At 68.6% G+C, this 15,260-nt stretch carries 15 protein-coding genes; 7 read left to right on the forward strand and 8 right to left on the reverse strand.

Going from position 1 to position 15,260, the window contains the following annotated elements; all coding sequences use genetic code 11:
* Positions 1 to 6 precede the first annotated feature (6 nt).
* Complete coding sequence (locus tag WS95_RS11685; protein WP_059823927.1) at positions 7 to 510, forward strand: hypothetical protein; 504 nt, start codon at positions 7 to 9, stop codon at positions 508 to 510.
* A gap of 25 nt (positions 511 to 535) precedes the next feature.
* On the opposite strand, the gene WS95_RS11690 is transcribed toward WS95_RS11685, so the two are convergent.
* Complete coding sequence (locus WS95_RS11690) at positions 536 to 1,258, reverse strand: ZIP family metal transporter (protein WP_059823929.1); 723 nt, start codon at positions 1,256 to 1,258, stop codon at positions 536 to 538.
* A gap of 161 nt (positions 1,259 to 1,419) precedes the next feature.
* Positions 1,420 to 2,715 carry an O-acetylhomoserine aminocarboxypropyltransferase/cysteine synthase family protein gene (locus WS95_RS11695; protein ID WP_059823931.1) on the reverse strand — a complete coding sequence of 432 codons (1,296 nt, stop codon included), beginning with the start codon at positions 2,713 to 2,715 and terminating at the stop codon, positions 1,420 to 1,422.
* A 147-nt stretch (positions 2,716 to 2,862) separates the two neighbouring features.
* Between WS95_RS11695 and WS95_RS11700 the strand changes: the two genes are divergently transcribed.
* Positions 2,863 to 3,534 carry an O-methyltransferase gene (locus WS95_RS11700; protein WP_034205386.1) on the forward strand — a complete coding sequence of 224 codons (672 nt, stop codon included), beginning with the start codon at positions 2,863 to 2,865 and terminating at the stop codon, positions 3,532 to 3,534.
* Between the two features lie 9 nt (positions 3,535 to 3,543).
* Here the strand turns inward: WS95_RS11700 and WS95_RS11705 are convergent, their stop codons facing one another.
* The 3 genes from WS95_RS11705 to WS95_RS11715 form a co-directional block, all read right to left on the reverse strand.
* Positions 3,544 to 4,698, reverse strand: a complete 1,155-nt coding sequence (locus tag WS95_RS11705; RefSeq protein WP_179950189.1) for a DUF1176 domain-containing protein — start codon at positions 4,696 to 4,698, stop codon at positions 3,544 to 3,546.
* Between the two features lie 325 nt (positions 4,699 to 5,023).
* Complete coding sequence (locus WS95_RS11710) at positions 5,024 to 5,776, reverse strand: class I SAM-dependent methyltransferase (protein ID WP_059823934.1); 753 nt, start codon at positions 5,774 to 5,776, stop codon at positions 5,024 to 5,026.
* Between the two features lie 13 nt (positions 5,777 to 5,789).
* Positions 5,790 to 6,416, reverse strand: coding sequence for a LysE family translocator (locus WS95_RS11715; protein ID WP_059823936.1), 627 nt, complete (start codon positions 6,414 to 6,416; stop codon positions 5,790 to 5,792).
* Between the two features lie 165 nt (positions 6,417 to 6,581).
* Here WS95_RS11715 and WS95_RS11720 point away from each other — a divergent pair, with 165 nt between their 5' ends.
* From WS95_RS11720 to WS95_RS11730, 3 genes are all read left to right on the forward strand, one after another.
* On the forward strand, positions 6,582 to 7,382 hold the full coding sequence (locus tag WS95_RS11720; RefSeq protein WP_034205382.1) for an AraC family transcriptional regulator: 801 nt from the start codon (positions 6,582 to 6,584) through the stop codon (positions 7,380 to 7,382).
* A 120-nt stretch (positions 7,383 to 7,502) separates the two neighbouring features.
* On the forward strand, positions 7,503 to 7,922 hold the full coding sequence (locus WS95_RS11725; protein ID WP_059823998.1) for a hypothetical protein: 420 nt from the start codon (positions 7,503 to 7,505) through the stop codon (positions 7,920 to 7,922).
* A gap of 102 nt (positions 7,923 to 8,024) precedes the next feature.
* Positions 8,025 to 9,026 carry a LysR family transcriptional regulator gene (locus WS95_RS11730; protein WP_059823937.1) on the forward strand — a complete coding sequence of 334 codons (1,002 nt, stop codon included), beginning with the start codon at positions 8,025 to 8,027 and terminating at the stop codon, positions 9,024 to 9,026.
* A 234-nt stretch (positions 9,027 to 9,260) separates the two neighbouring features.
* On the opposite strand, the gene WS95_RS11735 is transcribed toward WS95_RS11730, so the two are convergent.
* Positions 9,261 to 10,181 carry a LysR substrate-binding domain-containing protein gene (locus WS95_RS11735; protein ID WP_059823939.1) on the reverse strand — a complete coding sequence of 307 codons (921 nt, stop codon included), beginning with the start codon at positions 10,179 to 10,181 and terminating at the stop codon, positions 9,261 to 9,263.
* Positions 10,182 to 10,289: 108 nt separating this feature from the next.
* Here WS95_RS11735 and WS95_RS11740 point away from each other — a divergent pair, with 108 nt between their 5' ends.
* The gene (locus WS95_RS11740) at positions 10,290 to 11,372 is read left to right on the forward strand and encodes a tartrate dehydrogenase (protein WP_059823941.1); all 1,083 of its coding nucleotides are present in this window, start codon (positions 10,290 to 10,292) and stop codon (positions 11,370 to 11,372) included.
* 133 nt (positions 11,373 to 11,505) lie between these two features.
* The gene (locus tag WS95_RS11745) at positions 11,506 to 12,816 is read left to right on the forward strand and encodes an MFS transporter (protein WP_034205378.1); all 1,311 of its coding nucleotides are present in this window, start codon (positions 11,506 to 11,508) and stop codon (positions 12,814 to 12,816) included.
* A 162-nt stretch (positions 12,817 to 12,978) separates the two neighbouring features.
* Here the strand turns inward: WS95_RS11745 and WS95_RS11750 are convergent, their stop codons facing one another.
* Together WS95_RS11750 and argG are read right to left on the reverse strand one after the other, a co-directional pair.
* Positions 12,979 to 13,476 (reverse strand): hypothetical protein, encoded by a 498-nt coding sequence (locus WS95_RS11750; protein WP_059823943.1) that lies wholly within the window; start codon positions 13,474 to 13,476, stop codon positions 12,979 to 12,981.
* Positions 13,477 to 13,703: 227 nt separating this feature from the next.
* A complete protein-coding gene (argG, locus tag WS95_RS11755) occupies positions 13,704 to 15,041 on the reverse strand; it encodes an argininosuccinate synthase (RefSeq protein ID WP_006496064.1) in 1,338 nt (445 codons plus the stop codon).
* Positions 15,042 to 15,260 lie beyond the last annotated feature (219 nt).

A 15,260-nucleotide genomic window follows, 5' to 3' on the forward strand; every position in this document is an offset into this window, starting at 1 on the left:
CGTGCGATGCGCAATGTCGCGAAAGGGATCGTGCTGGCGGCGTACCTGATGTCGACGGCCGCGATGGCGGCAGACTGGCCGGAACGTGCGCTGTCGCACGCGTCGGCGCACGACGTCGGTCGCCGCGCGAACGAGCGAATGCGCTGCGAGTTGGCGGCCGTGCCGGCCGGCGCGTGGACCGCGACGTTCGCGCGCGGACAATGCGAAGTCGCCGCTGGCCGGCTGACGTTCGTGCCGGCCGATGCCGGCGACGCGTCGACCGTCGCGGCGAAACGGATCGTGCTCGGCGACGTCCGTACCGTGTCGCATCAGTCGCGCAAGCTGAAGGAGCAATTGCAACTGACGACACGCGACGAAGTGATCGCGCTGAACGTGCTGACCGACGACGGTACGCGAAAATCGCGCGAACATGCGATCGACCTGTGGACCGCGCTGCGCAACGCGGGTGTCACGCCGGTCAACGGCACGCGCATCGTCGATACGTGGCCGACCGGCGCGACGACCTGGTAGCCGTCGCGCCGTCGAACGCGGCTCATCAGGCTTTCACCGATCCTTCGATCAGGAAGAACACGATGAAGCCGATGAAGAACGAGGCCGTCGCGAACGGTGTCTCGGGCACTTCGTGCGCCTCGACCAGCAGTTCCTCGGTGACGAGGTACAGCAGCGCGACCGTGCCGAGCCCCAGCAGTGCCGCATAGATATTCGCCGGCAGCCCGGCGAACGCCGCGTTGCCCGCAACGGCCGCGACGCTCAGCAGCGCCGCGAGCGCGACCGGCACGACGATCGACAGCAAGCGGCCGATGCCGGCCGCGGCCAGCGCCGCGCTGACCGACAGCGCGAGGAACAGCACCTCGAGCGTCAGCGCGACGGTCAGGATGATGCCGCTTTCGTCGCTCGCGGAAAAGGCGATGCCGAGCACCAGACCGTCGACGACGAGGTCGATCGCGGTGACGACGATCAGGCTCACGGGCAACCGCGCGTCCTCGAAGCGCGTCTCGACCGCACCAGACAACGCGCGAATCGCCAGCATCAGCGCAATCCCGAGCACGAAGCCGACGACGACCGGAAACAGCGCATGTGCGCGGTCCTGCGGCAGCAGTTCGAGCGCGGCGGCCGCGAATACGATGCCGCCGGTGAAATGCTGGATCACGCTCGAGGTTTTCGGGCCGGGCGCGCGCCACGCGGCCGCGAGGGCGCCGAGACAGGCCGCCAGCACGGGCGGTAACGTGAGCAGCGCGAGCTTCGCGGTGGGGGTCATGAGGTCTCTCGGCGGTGGGCGTGTCGCAGCGGACGCTGCGTCGCACGATCGTACGCGCCGGGCGTCGCCCCGGCATCGACCGGAGATTGAACACCTTGAAGCCGCTCCAAGGTCAAGCGGTTCGATGCCCGCGCACCGGCGAGCCGGCCCGCCCGTTCCGGTCAGAGCTGCGCGAGCGCCTGGTCGAGATCGGCGAGCAGGTCGTCGATATGCTCGATGCCGATCGACAGCCGCACCGTCTCTTCCTTCACGCCGGCCTTCGCGAGTTCGGCCGGCGAAAGTTGACGGTGCGTGGTTGATGCCGGGTGCGTCGCGAGCGACTTCGTATCGCCGATGTTGACGAGCCGCGTGAACAGCTTCAGCGCGTCCTGGAACTTCGCGCCGCCGTCGCGGCCACCTTTTACGCCGAACGTCAGGATGCCCGGCGCACGGCCCGACAGGTAGCGCGCGACGAGCGGATGGTCGGGGTGATCGGGCAGGCCCGCGTAGTTCACCCATTCGACGTGCTCGTGGCGCGCGAGGTGCTGCGCGATCTTCAGCGCGTTGTCGCTGATCCGCTCGACGCGCAGCGCGAGCGTCTCGATTCCCTGCAGGATCTGGAACGCATTGAACGGCGAGATCGCCGCGCCCAGGTTGCGCAGCGGCACCACGCGGGCGCGGCCGATATAGGCTGCCGGCCCGAACGCATCGGTATAGACGACGCCGTGATAGCTGACGTCCGGCTCGTTGAGCCGCTTGAAGCGGTCCGCGTGCTCGGCCCACGGGAACTTGCCCGAATCGACGATCGCGCCGCCGAGGCTCGTGCCGTGCCCGCCGAGATATTTCGTCAGCGAATGCACGACGATGTCCGCACCGTGTTCGAACGGGCGCAGCAGGTATGGAGACGGCACCGTGTTGTCGACGATCAACGGGATGCCGTGGCGATGCGCGACCTCCGCGAGCGCGGCGATGTCGGTGACGTTGCCGAGCGGGTTGCCGACCGATTCCGCGAAGATCGCCTTCGTGCGCGCATCGATCAGCGGTGCGAACGATGCGGGATCGCGCGGATCGGCGAAGCGCGTGGCGATCCCGTATTGCGGCAGCGTATGCGCGAACAGGTTGTAGGTGCCGCCGTACAGCGAACTCGCGGACACGATGTTGTCGCCGGCTTCGGCGATCGTCTGGACCGCGTACGTGACGGCGGCTTGCCCCGACGCGAGCGCGAGCGCGCCGATGCCGCCCTCGAGCGCGGCGATCCGCTGCTCGAGCACGTCCGTCGTCGGGTTCATGATCCGCGTGTAGATGTTGCCCTGGACCTTCAGGTCGAACAGGTCGGCGCCGTGCTGCGTGTCGTCGAATGCGTACGCAACGGTCTGGTAGATCGGAACGGCGACCGCGCGCGTGGTCGGCTCGGGGCGATAACCGCCGTGCACGGCGATGGTTTCGAGGCGCCAGTTCGAATTGGCCTGATCGGTCATGGGTGCTCCGTTTGTTGTTGTGAAGGTCGAGGGTCCTGCCGTCCGGCGATTATAGGAGCACGTGCGCGGCTGCCCTTAGAACGAATGGTGTGTTGCTTATCGGGCGCGGCGCATAGAATGCCTTTTTCCGCAGACGAGAGGTGCGCGATGGATCAGGATCGATGGAACCAGGTGGATGCGTATTTTTCGGCGACGCTCGTGCCGTCCGACGCCGTGCTCGACGCCGCGCTGGCGGCGAGCGACGCGGCCGGGCTGCCCGCGATCAACGTCGCGCCGAACCAGGGCAAGCTGTTGCAACTGCTCGCGACGATCCGCGGCGCGCGGCGCATCCTCGAAGTCGGCACGCTCGGCGGCTACAGCACGATCTGGCTGGCGCGCGCATTGCCGCCGGGCGGCTCGCTCGTGACGCTCGAACTGAACCCGGCACACGCGAAGGTCGCGACGCAGAACATCGCGCGCGCCGGGTTCGCGGCGGTCGTGTCGGTGGTGGTCGGCAGTGCGAAGGACAGCCTGGCGCGGCTCGTCGAGGCCGGGGAGGCGCCGTTCGATTTCGTCTTCATCGATGCGGACAAGGACAACAACGCCGTTTATCTCGACGCGGCGCTGAAGCTGTCGCGGCCCGGCACGGTGATCGTCGTCGACAACGTCGTGCGAAACGGGCGCGTCGCCGATCCGGGCAATCGCGAGCCGGACGTGGTCGGCGTGCGCGACGGGTTCGCGCGCCTCGCGGCCGAGCCCGCACTCATGACGACCGCCGTGCAGACGGTCGGGCAGAAGGGCTGGGACGGATTCTCGATCTCGATCGTCGGCGCCGCGTGACGTGACGCGTCAGTGCGGGCTGCCGGCCGCGTCGGCCCGGCGATACAGGCGCGGCCATCGAGCCTGGAACAGGCCGTTGCAGGTGCTGTGCGTGGCGAGGCCGTCGAGCACGAAGCGCCGGCCATCGAACACCCACGATGCGGTCGAGCCGCAATCGCCGGCGCTGCGCAATCTGACCGTGCTCGACAGCGTCGCGCGGGCGGCATCGTAGCTGGCGTCGGTCAGCTCGTTCGCGAACGACGTCGAATCGAGGCCCGCGCTCGCGTTCTCGCCGAAATTCATCGCGGCCGGCATGTACGGCGCGGTGCGGCGCACGCGATACCACAGGTCGGTGTGGTTATACAGGCTGCTGGTCTGGCACGGGATCGCGACGAGCGCCTCGTCGGACGAGATCGCGACGGCGCGCGACGCTTTCCTGCGGTCGCTCGCCGACATTTCGTCTTCGACCTCGGCCGCGCATTGCTTCACGTCGGCGCCGAATTTCGCGAGCACCGCATCGACGAGCGGACGCTGTTCGGCGCTCGACAGGGTCGAGTCGGCCGGCGGCGCGGGCGTGATCGCGGGCGGCAACGCGGGCGCGGCCGGCACCGACGACGCAGGCCGGGCGCCGGGGCGCGACAGCGCCGTGACCGTGCCGACGCGGCCCTGCGTATCGTCGATCAGTAGCAACGCGGCGTTCAATCCCGACAACGGCGTACGCGCGGCGGGCGCCGCCGATGCCGGATCGCCGAAGCTCAGCCATTGGGCATTGCGCGCCGCGGCCAGCCATGCGGCCACCGTGGCCGGATCGTCGGTCCGGAGCCGGAACGGGCGGGCTTCGTCGTCGGTCTTGTCGCCGAACGTATGCCATTGCGCCGGCATCGCATCGAACGGTCGGCCGTCGACGCGGGCCGTGCGCAAGTCGATCGGCGCCGATGCGTAAAGGTCGAGCGACGGTTGCGCGTCCGGGCCGGCGTCGCGCGTCACGCGCAGGATCAGGCCGGCGCGTGCATCGTCGATATCGTCGGCGTGACTTTCCGCGATACAGCGATTGCCGTTGTCGCAGACGACCGACCAGCTCTTGAACTCGCGTTCGACTGGCGGCCGCGACAGCGGACGGGCGTGCGTGACGATCGGGGAAGCGGCGAGGAGGGCGGCGACGGCGAGCGAAAAACGGTGCGACATGGCGGTTCGAATCGACTGGGAGGAGGCGGGCGGAGGATGCCGGACTGCAAGCGCATCGTCAGCAAGCGGTGCAGGTCGAGTGCAGTGGCGCGAACGGCATCCAGTATACCGCTGCAACGCGGAGGAACGATGTGACGAAACGGTGCGCGGGCACGCACGTGGCCGATCGACGCGCAAGCGGCGCGATGCCGGCAGGCACCGCGCCGTTCGTTTCATCGACTGCCGGCCGCGCCGTGTCGGACGGTCGCGCCGCACGATCCGGGATGCGTATGCGGTGAGCACGCTGCCCGCCGCCGGCGCAATCGACGTACCCGCGCACCCGCGCTCACGCGCGGCAGATCGCGATGATCTCCGCGCTGGCCGCTTCGTCGAACGGAGCGTGGTCCCAGTCGCCGCGCCAGTCGGCCGACGCGAAACCGGCGGCCGCCACGCGCGCTTGCAATTCGGCGTGCGCGATGAAGCGCAGCCGGCTCGTATTCGTCAGCACCGTGTCGTCGCGGCGGAAGCGGTAGTGCGTGTCGAACGTCACGATCGCGCCGTCGATCGCCCGCACCGCGTGATGGAGATCGACGATGCCGAATGCGCGCGATTCGACGCTGCGTGCCGACTGCGCGGGCGCCCATGCCCGCCACGGTTCGGTGCGCGGGTTGCGGGTGTCGAACAGGAAGCGGCCGCCGTCGGCGAGCACGCGCCGCACGCCGCGCAGCGTCGCGTCGATGGCGTCGTCGGTCAGCAGGCACTGGAACGCGTGCCCGGTCATCACGACCGCATCGAACGGCGCACCGGGCGGCAGGCCGTCGAGCGCGCACGCGAACCAGCGCACGGCGTCGGCGCCCGGCTGGCGTCGCGCGTAATCGATCATCGCCGAAGCGGGATCGATCGCGACGACGTCATGCCCGGCCGCCGCGAGCCGTCGGGCGAACGTGCCGGTGCCGCAGCCGAGATCGAGGATGCGTTGCGGGGCGGCGCCGATCTCGGCGGCGTAGAACGCGAAGTCCCGATCGCCGGCGTTGAACAGGTCGTATACCGCGACGAGGCGCGGGTCGGTGTAGAGCAGGTCCGTGCCGGCGGGCGTCATACGCTCGCGCGCATCAGCGCTGCTGCACGGCCACGCGCAGCCCGAGCGCGATGAAGATCGAACCGATGATCTTGCCCTGCCAGCGCGTGAGCCACGTGAGCCGCTTCACGATGCGGCCGAGCGGTCGGATCGAGCACGCGATCAACGTCGTATAGAGCGAGCTGAGCACGACGAAGATCAGCCCGAGCACCGCGAACTGCACGAACGTCGAGCCGCGCTCCGGATGCACGAACTGCGGCATGAACGCGAGAAAGAACAGCGCGGTTTTCGGATTCAGCACTTCGGCGGGAATCGCCTGCAGGTACGCCTTGAACGGCGTGACGGGCGACACCTGCGGCAGCGACGGATCGGCGGTCTTCTCCAGCAGCGCGCGCACGCCGAGATAGATCAGGTACGCGGCGCCGGCCAGCTTCACGACGTTGAACGCGAGCGCCGACGTCATCAGCAGTGCGGACAACCCGACGGCCGCGAACAGCGTGTGCACGAAGTCGCCGCTCGCGACGCCGAGGCCGGTCAGGATGCCGGTCTTGCGGCCGCCCTGTACGGTGCGGCTCAGCACGAGCAGCACGGCGGGGCCGGGGATCAGGAACAGGCCCAGGACGACGGCCGTGAAGGTGGTCAGCGTGGTCAGGTCGAACATGGCGGCTCCGGCAGGTTGGCGCAGCGACGGGGGATCGCCGCATTGTATTCGGTTCGTCGCGCGCCCGCAGACGCCGCGTCGAACCGCACGGCTGCGCCGGCGCATTTCTGGTATAAGCACGAAAGGACGCGTCGGCGTCCGGCCTTTTCCACAGCCTGTCGTTCCATGCGCGACCTTCCACCGATGACCGATCCCGCCGCGGACGCCGACGTCCATCGCGTGCCACGTCCGCTCGTGGTGTTCGGCGGGTCGGTCGTCGAGCCCGAATGGCGGCTGGAGCGGCACAGCCACCGTCAGGCGCAACTGCTCTACACGCTGAGCGGCGTCGTCTATTGCGAGATCGACGGCGGCGTGTGGAGCGCGCCGCCGCAATGCACGGTCTGGATTCCGGGCGACGTCCCGCATGCGGCGCGCGGCTCGGCCGGCGCGACCTTCTACGCGGTCCTGGTCGAACCCGACGCGGCGCTCGACCTGCCCACGCGCTGCTGCACGCTGGCCGTGTCGCCGCTGTTGCGCGAGCTGCTGCTGAAGGCGGCCAGCTTCCCGAACCTGTACGACGTCGACGGGCCGCAAGGGCGGCTGGTGGCGACGCTGCTCGACGAACTCGTCGCGGCGCCGGTCGAGGACTTGTACCTGCCGATGCCGGCCGATCGCCGGCTGCGCAAGCTGATCGACCATCTGCTCGACGATCCGGCCGACAAGTCGCCGCTGCCCGAACTCGCGCGGCGCGCGGGCATCAGCGAGCGCAGCCTCACGCGGCTCGCGACGAAGGAGCTCGGGATGAGCCTCGGCGACTGGCGTCGGCGGCTGCACGTCGCGCTGTCGCTGCGGATGCTGACGACCGGCCGCCGCGTGCATCAGATCGCGATCGATCTCGGCTACGAGAGCGCGAGCAGCTTCGTCACGATGTTCCGCAAGGCGACCGGCAAGTCGCCGACACAATTCCTGACCGACCGGCAACGCTGAACGGCCGGACTCCGCATCCGCGCACGTTTGGCCGGATCGAGAAAGCAGTTGGCCGGAATGAGAAATGACGCATGAGACCTCGCTCCATAGAATGAGAATCGTTCTCGTTTGGAGGTCGACATGCAAATCGTCACGACTGAATTCCCGTTTGTCTGGCTGCGTTACAGCGGCTCGCCCCCCACCGATCCCGCCCGCCTGATCGCCGAACTCGATGCGTTGCTCGCGCGCCGCGAACGTTTCGTTCTGCTGACCGACGATGCGCCGTCCGGCGACGATCGCGCCGACAACGATCACGAGATACGCAAGCAGCTCGCGAAATGGAGCAAGGCCAACCGCGCGCTGTCGCGCGAATGGATCCCGGGGATGATCGCGATCGAGCCCGATGCCGCGCGGCGCATGGCGCTCGATGCCTTTTCGGGCGCCTTCGAGAAGGTCTGGGGGTATCCGCTGAATGCGGCCGCGAGCCGCGACGACGCGCTGGCGCTCGCGCAACGGCTGCTCGCCGAACCGGCGCGCAGCATCGCGGCGGGGAACGCCTGATCCGACGGCCGCGCGGGCCGCGCGGCTTGCGTCGACATCGGCACGGAGGCGCAGTGCGCGAACGCGCGCTGCGGCATATCGCAACCACGCAGAGGTGTTGGGGTGGACAATCCGATCCGCGCGATGCGCATCTTCACGCGCATCGTCGAAATGAACAGCTTTACGCGCGCGGCGCAGGCGCTCGGCATTTCGCGCGCCACCGCGACGCGCACCGTGCAGGAGCTCGAAGCGGCGCTCGGCATGCCGTTGCTGGTGCGCACGACGCGCGCGTTGCGGGCGACGCCCGAAGGCGACGCATACTACCGGCGCTGCGTCAGCATCACGGCGGACGTCGACGAGCTCGAAGCCAGCATCCGCGGCGCCGCGCTGCATCCGAGCGGGCCGCTGCGCGTCGAGTTGCCGGCGTCGGTGGCGGGGGCGATCGTGTTGCCGGCGCTCGGCGAATTCAACGCACGGCATCCCGATCTCGAACTGATGCTCGCCATGGCCGGGCGCTCGGTCGATCGTATCGGCGACGCGATCGACTGCAGCATCCGGCTCGGTGCGCTGCCCGATTCGTCGCTCGTCGCGCGCCGGCTCGGCGCGCTCGAGCGCGTGACGTGCGCGAGCCCCGCGTATCTCGACCGCTTCGGCGTGCCGCGCACGCCCGACGAGCTGGGCGCGCATCGCGCGGTAGGCGCGTCGCACGTATCCGGCCAGCGTCCGGCCGAGCTCGAGTTCGTGGTGGACGACGCGGTGCGCAAGGTGCGGCTCGACGGCATCGTCGGCGTGGACGACGAGCAGGCGTATCTCGCCTGCGGCGTGCACGGCCTCGGGCTGATCCAGCCGACGCGCGTCGCCGCGCGGCCGCTGATCGAGGCCGGGCGATTGCGGGAGGTGCTGCCGCGCTGGCAACCCGATGCGCTCGCCGTGTCGGCCGTCTACGTGAAGCGCCCGCATGTATCGCCCGGCGTGCGCGCGTTCGTCGACTGGATCGCCGAGCGTTTCGTGCAGGCCGTGAAGGAACACATGGGGCTGGCGCCGGTGGGGGCGACGGGGTGGCGGCCGGCGCAGGAAGTCGTCGCTGCGTGCGACCGTTATAGCGGACTGGTAGCGGCGGCCTGACGGCGGTATGTGGCCGGCAAGCCGTCAAGCGGTTGCGAGGCGGAATGCACGGGCCATCCGGTACGGATCGAAGAATGTCAATATTTTGGCGATGCAATGCGAAATCGGCCAAAATATTTTCCTCGTATGCCGCACGGTCAGCCGTGCAGCCGCACACGGCGAGCCGGAGGCGTGCGGGTGCCCGCAGCATCGCGCACCGACAGGCCGTCCCGCACGGCGTGTGGAGCCTGCGCGTTACACCACCCTGAATCGCCCCAATTCTTCCGCCAGAAAATCGACGAACGCGCGAATTCGCGCCGACATCTGGTGACGCTGCGCATATACCGCGTAGATATCGGCGCTCGGCGTTTCATGATCCGGCAGCACGACCACCAGCCGCCCGTCGGCGAGATAGTCGCGCAGATCCCATTCCGCGCGCATCAGGATCCCGTGCCCGTCGAGCGCCCACTTCACCGCGATTTCGCCGTCGTTCGTCGTCAGGTTGCCGTTGATCCGCACGGCTTCCGTGCGGCGGGCCGCGCCGCGCCCGCTCGTCAAGCGCCACACGCCGTAACCTTCGTCGCCCTGCCGGATGCCGATGCAGTTGTGCCGCGTCAGGTCGTGCGGCGTGCCGGGCGTCCCGTGCCGCGCGAGATACGCGGGCGCCGCGCACAGTAGCCGGCGGTTCGGCGCGAGCCGCCGCGCGACGACGCGCGTGTCGGGCGGTTCGCCGAAGCGGACGCACACGTCGAACGCATCGTCGGTGAGCGGCGGCGGCATCACCGACAGCTGCAGCTGCACTGACACTTCCGGATAGCGCGCGACGAAGCGCGAGATCGCCGGGCCGACGTGGCTGCGCCCGAAGCCGAGCGTCGCATTCACGCGTAGCAGGCCCTTCGGCCGCTGCTTTGCGCTGCCGAGCAATTCGCCGAGTTCGTCCATCTGGTCGAGGATCCGGCGCGCGTATTCCAAGTACACATCGCCTTCGGGTGTCAGCATCATCCGCCGCGTCGTGCGATTGACGAGCGTCACGCCCGCACGCCGCTCCATCTGCGTGAGCCGCTTGCTGACGGCCGCCGCGGTCAGCCCGAGCTCGCGCGCGGCCGCGCTCAGGCTGCCCGAAGCGGCCAGCGTCGAGAAGAAGCCGAGATCGGCCGGCTGGACGGTATCCGCCATGACGGGATTTATGAATTGAAGTTAAAGATGCTTTGAGTATAGCCCCGGTTTCTGCACTACTGGTTCGGTAAAGTGCGTTCACGCTTACGATCAATCGAGGATGTCCGCATGAAGACCTACCGTATCGCAACGATTCCCGGCGACGGCATCGGCAAGGAAGTGGTGCCTGCGGCCAAGCAGGTGCTGGCAGCGCTCGCCCGCGGCAGCGACCGCTTCGCGTTCGAGTTCGAGGATTTCGACTGGGGCGCCGACTACTACCGCCAGCACGGTGCGATGATGCCGGCCGACGGTCTCGACGCGCTGCGCGGCAAGGACGCGATCCTGTTCGGCTCCACAGGCGACCCGGACGTGCCCGACCACGTGACGCTCTGGGGGCTGCGCCTGAAGATCTGCCAGGGCTTCGACCAGTACGCGAACGTGCGCCCGACACGCATCCTGCCGGGCATCGACGCGCCGCTGAAGCGCTGCGGGCCGGACGACCTGAACTGGGTGATCGTCCGCGAGAACTCGGAAGGCGAGTACGCGGGCGTCGGCGGGCGCGTGCACCAAGGCCATCCGATCGAGGCTGCGACCGACGTGTCGATCCTCACGCGCGCCGGCGTCGAACGCATCATGCGTTTCGCGTTCCGGCTCGCGCAGTCGCGGCCGCGCAAGCTGCTGACCGTGATCACGAAGAGCAACGCACAGCGGCACGCGATGGTGATGTGGGACGAGATCGCGAAGCAGATCGCGCAGGAGTTTCCCGACGTGACATGGGACAAGGAGCTCGTCGATGCGGCGACCGCGCGCATGGTCAACCGGCCGGCGTCGCTCGACACGATCGTTGCGACTAACCTGCACGCGGACATTCTCAGCGATCTCGCCGCCGCGCTCGCGGGCAGCCTCGGCATCGCGCCGACCGGCAACATCGATCCCGAGCGCCGCTATCCGTCGATGTTCGAGCCGATCCACGGCTCCGCGTTCGACATCATGGGCAAGGGGCTCGCGAATCCGGTCGGCACGTTCTGGTCGGTCGTGATGCTGCTCGATCACCTCGGCGAGACGGAAGCGGCCGCGCGTGTGATGCAGGCGATCGAGACCGTGACGGCCGACCCGTCGCTGCATACGCGCGACCTCGGCGGCAGCGCGACGACTGTGCAGGTGACGGCGGCCGTCTGCGAGCGCGTCGCCAACGCGGCGGTCGCGGCCTGACGGCGCCGCCCGTTCGCTTCACTCGCGCATTTTTTCTGTCCGCGACTCGCGCATCCGACGCGAGCCGGGCGGCGGCCGGCGCCGATGGTCCACCGACCGACGGCGCACGGCCCGACCTCGAAGGAGGAGACACATGCAAGCGGATCTGGAAACCCGCGTCGCGCGGAAACTGATGTGGCGCATCATTCCGTTCGTGATGCTGCTTTACTTCGTCAGCTTTCTCGATCGCGTCAACGTCGGCTTTGCCGCGATGACGATGAACAAGGCGATCGGCCTGTCGCCGACCGCGTTCGGGTTCGGCGGCGGCCTGTTCTTCATCGGCTACTTCCTGTTCGAAGTGCCGTCCAACCTGATACTGCACCGCGTCGGCGCGCGCATCTGGATCGCGCGCGTGATGATTACGTGGGGGATCGTGTCGGCCGTATCCGCGTTCGCGGCCGGGCCGACCAGCTTCTACGTGTTGCGCTTCCTGCTCGGCATGGCCGAAGCGGGTTTCTTCCCCGGCATCATCCTGTACCTGAGCTTGTGGTTTCCCGTGAAGCAGCGCGCGGTGGCCGCCGCGTGGTTCATGGCGGCTGCGCCGATCTCGACCGCGATCGGCTCGCCGCTGTCGGGCGCGATCATGCAGATGCCGCCGATGTTCGGCTTGGCCGACTGGCAGATGCTGTACATCGTCGAAGCGCTGCCGGCGGTCGCGCTCGGCTTCGTCGTGCTGAAGTGCCTGACCGAGGCGCCGTCGCAGGCCGCGTGGCTGCGGGCCGACGAGCGCGACTGGCTGATCGCGAAGCTGAAAGCGGAAGCGGACGCGCGCCACACGCACGCCGGGCATACGGCCGGCGCGTGGCAGGCGCTGCGCGACCCGCGCGTGCTGGCGCTCGCGCTGATCTACTTCGGCACGTCGGCGGGGCTGTACACGCTGGGCCTGTGGGCGCCGCTGATGGTCGAGCAGTTCGGCTTCACCGCATTGCAGACGGGCTTGCTGACCGGCATTCCGAGCATCGCCGCCGTGGTCGCGATGATCGCGTGGGCGCGGCATTCGGATCGCACCGGCGAGCGCACGTGGCATGTCGTGATTCCGTGCGTGCTCGCGTGCATCGGCTTCGTGTTCGCTGGGCAGGCGAGCACCGCGCTGCTGACCGTGCTCGCGCTGGTCGTCGTCAACATCGGCATCAGCGCCGCGAAGGCGCCGCTGTGGGCGATGCCGAGCGCGTTCCTGTCGGGGGCCGGCGCGGCGGCGGGCATCGCGATGATCAACTCGATCGGCAATCTCGGCGGGTTCGTCGGGCCGTTCGCGATCGGCTGGCTGAAGCACGCGACGGGCGGGTATGCGGCCGGGCTCTACGTGGTGGCCGGCACGCTCGCGGTGTCGGCGATCGTCACGCTGATGCTGAGCCGCAAGGGCGCGCGGGAAGCGGCGGTGCCGGGCGTGCGGCATCACTCGTAAGCGTGGCAATGTGCGCGGCTGCAGGGCAGCCGGACGGGGGCGTGGCGTACCTGTCCGGCTTCGTGCGCGGCGGCGCGCGATCGGCCGGGCGCGAGCGTCGGCGTCAGCGCAGGTTCACGCACGGCCCGGACGGCGCGTGCCGGCGCAGCCGCGACGAGGCTGCTACGAGGCCGTCGCCGCGACCTGCCGCGCGATACGTGCCGCACACGCGTCGGGCGTCGCATCGGAAGTATCCACCACCATCTCGCTGAATGGCCGCGCCGCATACCCTTCCCGATACATTTCCGCGATCCGGCTGCGCTCCCATTCCGTCAACGCGCGCGCGCCGCGATTCGACGCCGCGACCGCTTCCGGCGGCGCGAGCGTGACGACGAACAATCGCGCATCGCGCGCATCGCAGGCCGCGCGCAGCCGTTCGAATTCCGCGTCGCCGATCGGATAGGCGATGACCAGATGGCGTTCTCGTGCGTTCGCGATCTGCGTGACGAGGCGTTCGAGCGCGATCGCCCATTGCACGTCGAACGGCGCATCTTCGGGCGCATCGTGATCGTCGCCGTCGATGAAGCGCGCGTCGGGCAACACGCGTGCGAGCGCGAGGCCGATCGTCGTCTTGCCGCTGTTGATCGGGCCGTTCAGGTGGATGACGGTAAGGGTGGTCATGAGTCGACGCAGGAATCGGACGACCCGCAGCTTGCCATGACCGGCGCGGCGACGCAGTGCCGTCGACGCGTCACGCGGCGGGATGCGAATGCGGGAGGAAGGGGAAGGAAGCGGAAAGGCGGGGGACAGGGGAAGCGGCAGGCTGCGTGCGTAATGAGGCGCCACACGTGCAGCCTGCCCGACCGTGCCGCATGCAGGCGATGCGGCACGGCGTCGAACGACGCGACTTACTTGTCGCCGTCGCCCTTGATTTGCGGCAGCGCCGACGCTTCGCCCGGCGTCAGCAGCCCGACTTGCGAATACACGCGCAGCTTGTCGCGCGTATCGGTGATGTCGAGGTTGCGCATCGTCAGCTGGCCGATCCGGTCGCGCGGCGAGAACGTCGACGCGACCTTCTCCATCGACAGGCGTTCCGGCTGATACGTGAGGTTCGGCGACTTCGTGCTCAGGATCGAGTAGTCGTTGCCGCGGCGCAGTTCGATCTTCACTTCGCCGGTGATCGCGCGTGCGACCCAGCGTTGCGCGGTTTCGCGCAGCATGATCGCCTGCGGGTCGAACCAGCGGCCCTGGTACAGCAGGCGGCCGAGGCGGCGGCCGTTCTCGCGGTACTGCTCGATCGTGTCTTCGTTGTGGATGCCGGTGACGAGACGCTCGTACGCGATGTACAGCAGCGCGAGGCCCGGGGCTTCGTAGATGCCGCGGCTCTTCGCCTCGATGATGCGGTTCTCGATCTGGTCGCTCATGCCGAGGCCGTGGCGGCCGCCGATACGGTTCGCTTCCAGCAGCAGCTCGACCTGATCCTTGAACTCGACGCCGTTCAGCGCGACCGGCTGGCCGGCTTCGAAGCGCACCGTCACTTCCTCGGCGGCGATCTTCACGTCGTCGCGCCAGAACGCGACGCCCATGATCGGGTTCACGATCTTGATGCCGCTTTCGAGGCTTTCCAGATCCTTCGCCTCGTGCGTCGCGCCGAGCAGGTTCGAATCGGTCGAATACGCCTTCTCGGCCGACATCTTGTACGCGAAGCCGGCCTGGTTCATGAATTCGGACATTTCGGCGCGGCCGCCGAGCTCGTCGATGAACGTCTGGTCGAGCCACGGCTTGTAGATCTTCAGATCCGGGTTCACGAGCAGGCCGTAGCGGTAGAAGCGCTCGATGTCGTTGCCCTTGTACGTGCTGCCGTCGCCCCAGATGTTGACGCCGTCTTCCTTCATCGCGGCGACGAGCATCGTGCCCGTCACGGCGCGGCCGATCGGCGTCGTGTTGAAGTACGTGACGCCGGCGGTCGTGATGTGGAACGCGCCGCTTTGCAGCGCCGCGATGCCTTCGGCGACGAGCTGCGCACGGCAGTCGATCAGGCGGGCGCCGGCTGCGCCGTATTCGATCGCGCGTTTCGGGATCGCGTCGTAATCGTCTTCGTCGGGCTGGCCGAGGTTCGCCGTGTATGCGTACGGGACGGCGCCCTTCAGTTTCATCCAGTGCAGCGCGGCGCTGGTGTCCAGGCCGCCGGAGAAGGCGATACCGACCTTCTGGCCGGTCGGGAGGCTTTCGAGAATCGTGCTCATAGGAATTACCGTGGATTGAAGCCGGTGGGATCGTATTTCGCGGAATATGCGAGTATCGGCTGTCCGGGAAGATGGGGCAAGGGTTGATTTTGGTGCGGAACCGTCGTCGCGCCCGTCGCGGCGGGCCTGACAGGCGGTTAACCGGCTGGAGAACGCCGGGCGGGGCGGCGTTGCATCGACGCCGAAAACCCGCGCGGACGAACCGGGCCCCGGGCCGGA

This window comes from Burkholderia sp. MSMB1826 (assembly GCF_001526325.1).
Lineage (GTDB): Bacteria > Pseudomonadota > Gammaproteobacteria > Burkholderiales > Burkholderiaceae > Burkholderia.

What these genes read in the sequence shown, in the direction of transcription:
- WS95_RS11695 (WP_059823931.1), bottom strand. Translation starts at nt 2,715, where the DNA reads ATGACCGATCAGGCCAATTCGAACTGGCGCCTCGAAACCATCGCCGTG.
- WS95_RS11715 (WP_059823936.1), bottom strand. Translation starts at nt 6,416, where the DNA reads ATGTTCGACCTGACCACGCTGACCACCTTCACGGCCGTCGTCCTGGGC.
- WS95_RS11750 (WP_059823943.1), bottom strand. Translation starts at nt 13,476, where the DNA reads ATGACCACCCTTACCGTCATCCACCTGAACGGCCCGATCAACAGCGGC.
- argG (WP_006496064.1), bottom strand. Translation starts at nt 15,041, where the DNA reads ATGAGCACGATTCTCGAAAGCCTCCCGACCGGCCAGAAGGTCGGTATC.
- WS95_RS11725 (WP_059823998.1), top strand. Translation starts at nt 7,503, where the DNA reads ATGCAAATCGTCACGACTGAATTCCCGTTTGTCTGGCTGCGTTACAGC.
- WS95_RS11700 (WP_034205386.1), top strand. Translation starts at nt 2,863, where the DNA reads ATGGATCAGGATCGATGGAACCAGGTGGATGCGTATTTTTCGGCGACG.
- WS95_RS11745 (WP_034205378.1), top strand. Translation starts at nt 11,506, where the DNA reads ATGCAAGCGGATCTGGAAACCCGCGTCGCGCGGAAACTGATGTGGCGC.
- WS95_RS11710 (WP_059823934.1), bottom strand. Translation starts at nt 5,776, where the DNA reads ATGACGCCCGCCGGCACGGACCTGCTCTACACCGACCCGCGCCTCGTC.
- WS95_RS11705 (WP_179950189.1), bottom strand. Translation starts at nt 4,698, where the DNA reads ATGTCGCACCGTTTTTCGCTCGCCGTCGCCGCCCTCCTCGCCGCTTCC.
- WS95_RS11735 (WP_059823939.1), bottom strand. Translation starts at nt 10,181, where the DNA reads ATGGCGGATACCGTCCAGCCGGCCGATCTCGGCTTCTTCTCGACGCTG.
- WS95_RS11720 (WP_034205382.1), top strand. Translation starts at nt 6,582, where the DNA reads ATGCGCGACCTTCCACCGATGACCGATCCCGCCGCGGACGCCGACGTC.
- WS95_RS11685 (WP_059823927.1), top strand. Translation starts at nt 7, where the DNA reads ATGCGCAATGTCGCGAAAGGGATCGTGCTGGCGGCGTACCTGATGTCG.
- WS95_RS11690 (WP_059823929.1), bottom strand. Translation starts at nt 1,258, where the DNA reads ATGACCCCCACCGCGAAGCTCGCGCTGCTCACGTTACCGCCCGTGCTG.
- WS95_RS11740 (WP_059823941.1), top strand. Translation starts at nt 10,290, where the DNA reads ATGAAGACCTACCGTATCGCAACGATTCCCGGCGACGGCATCGGCAAG.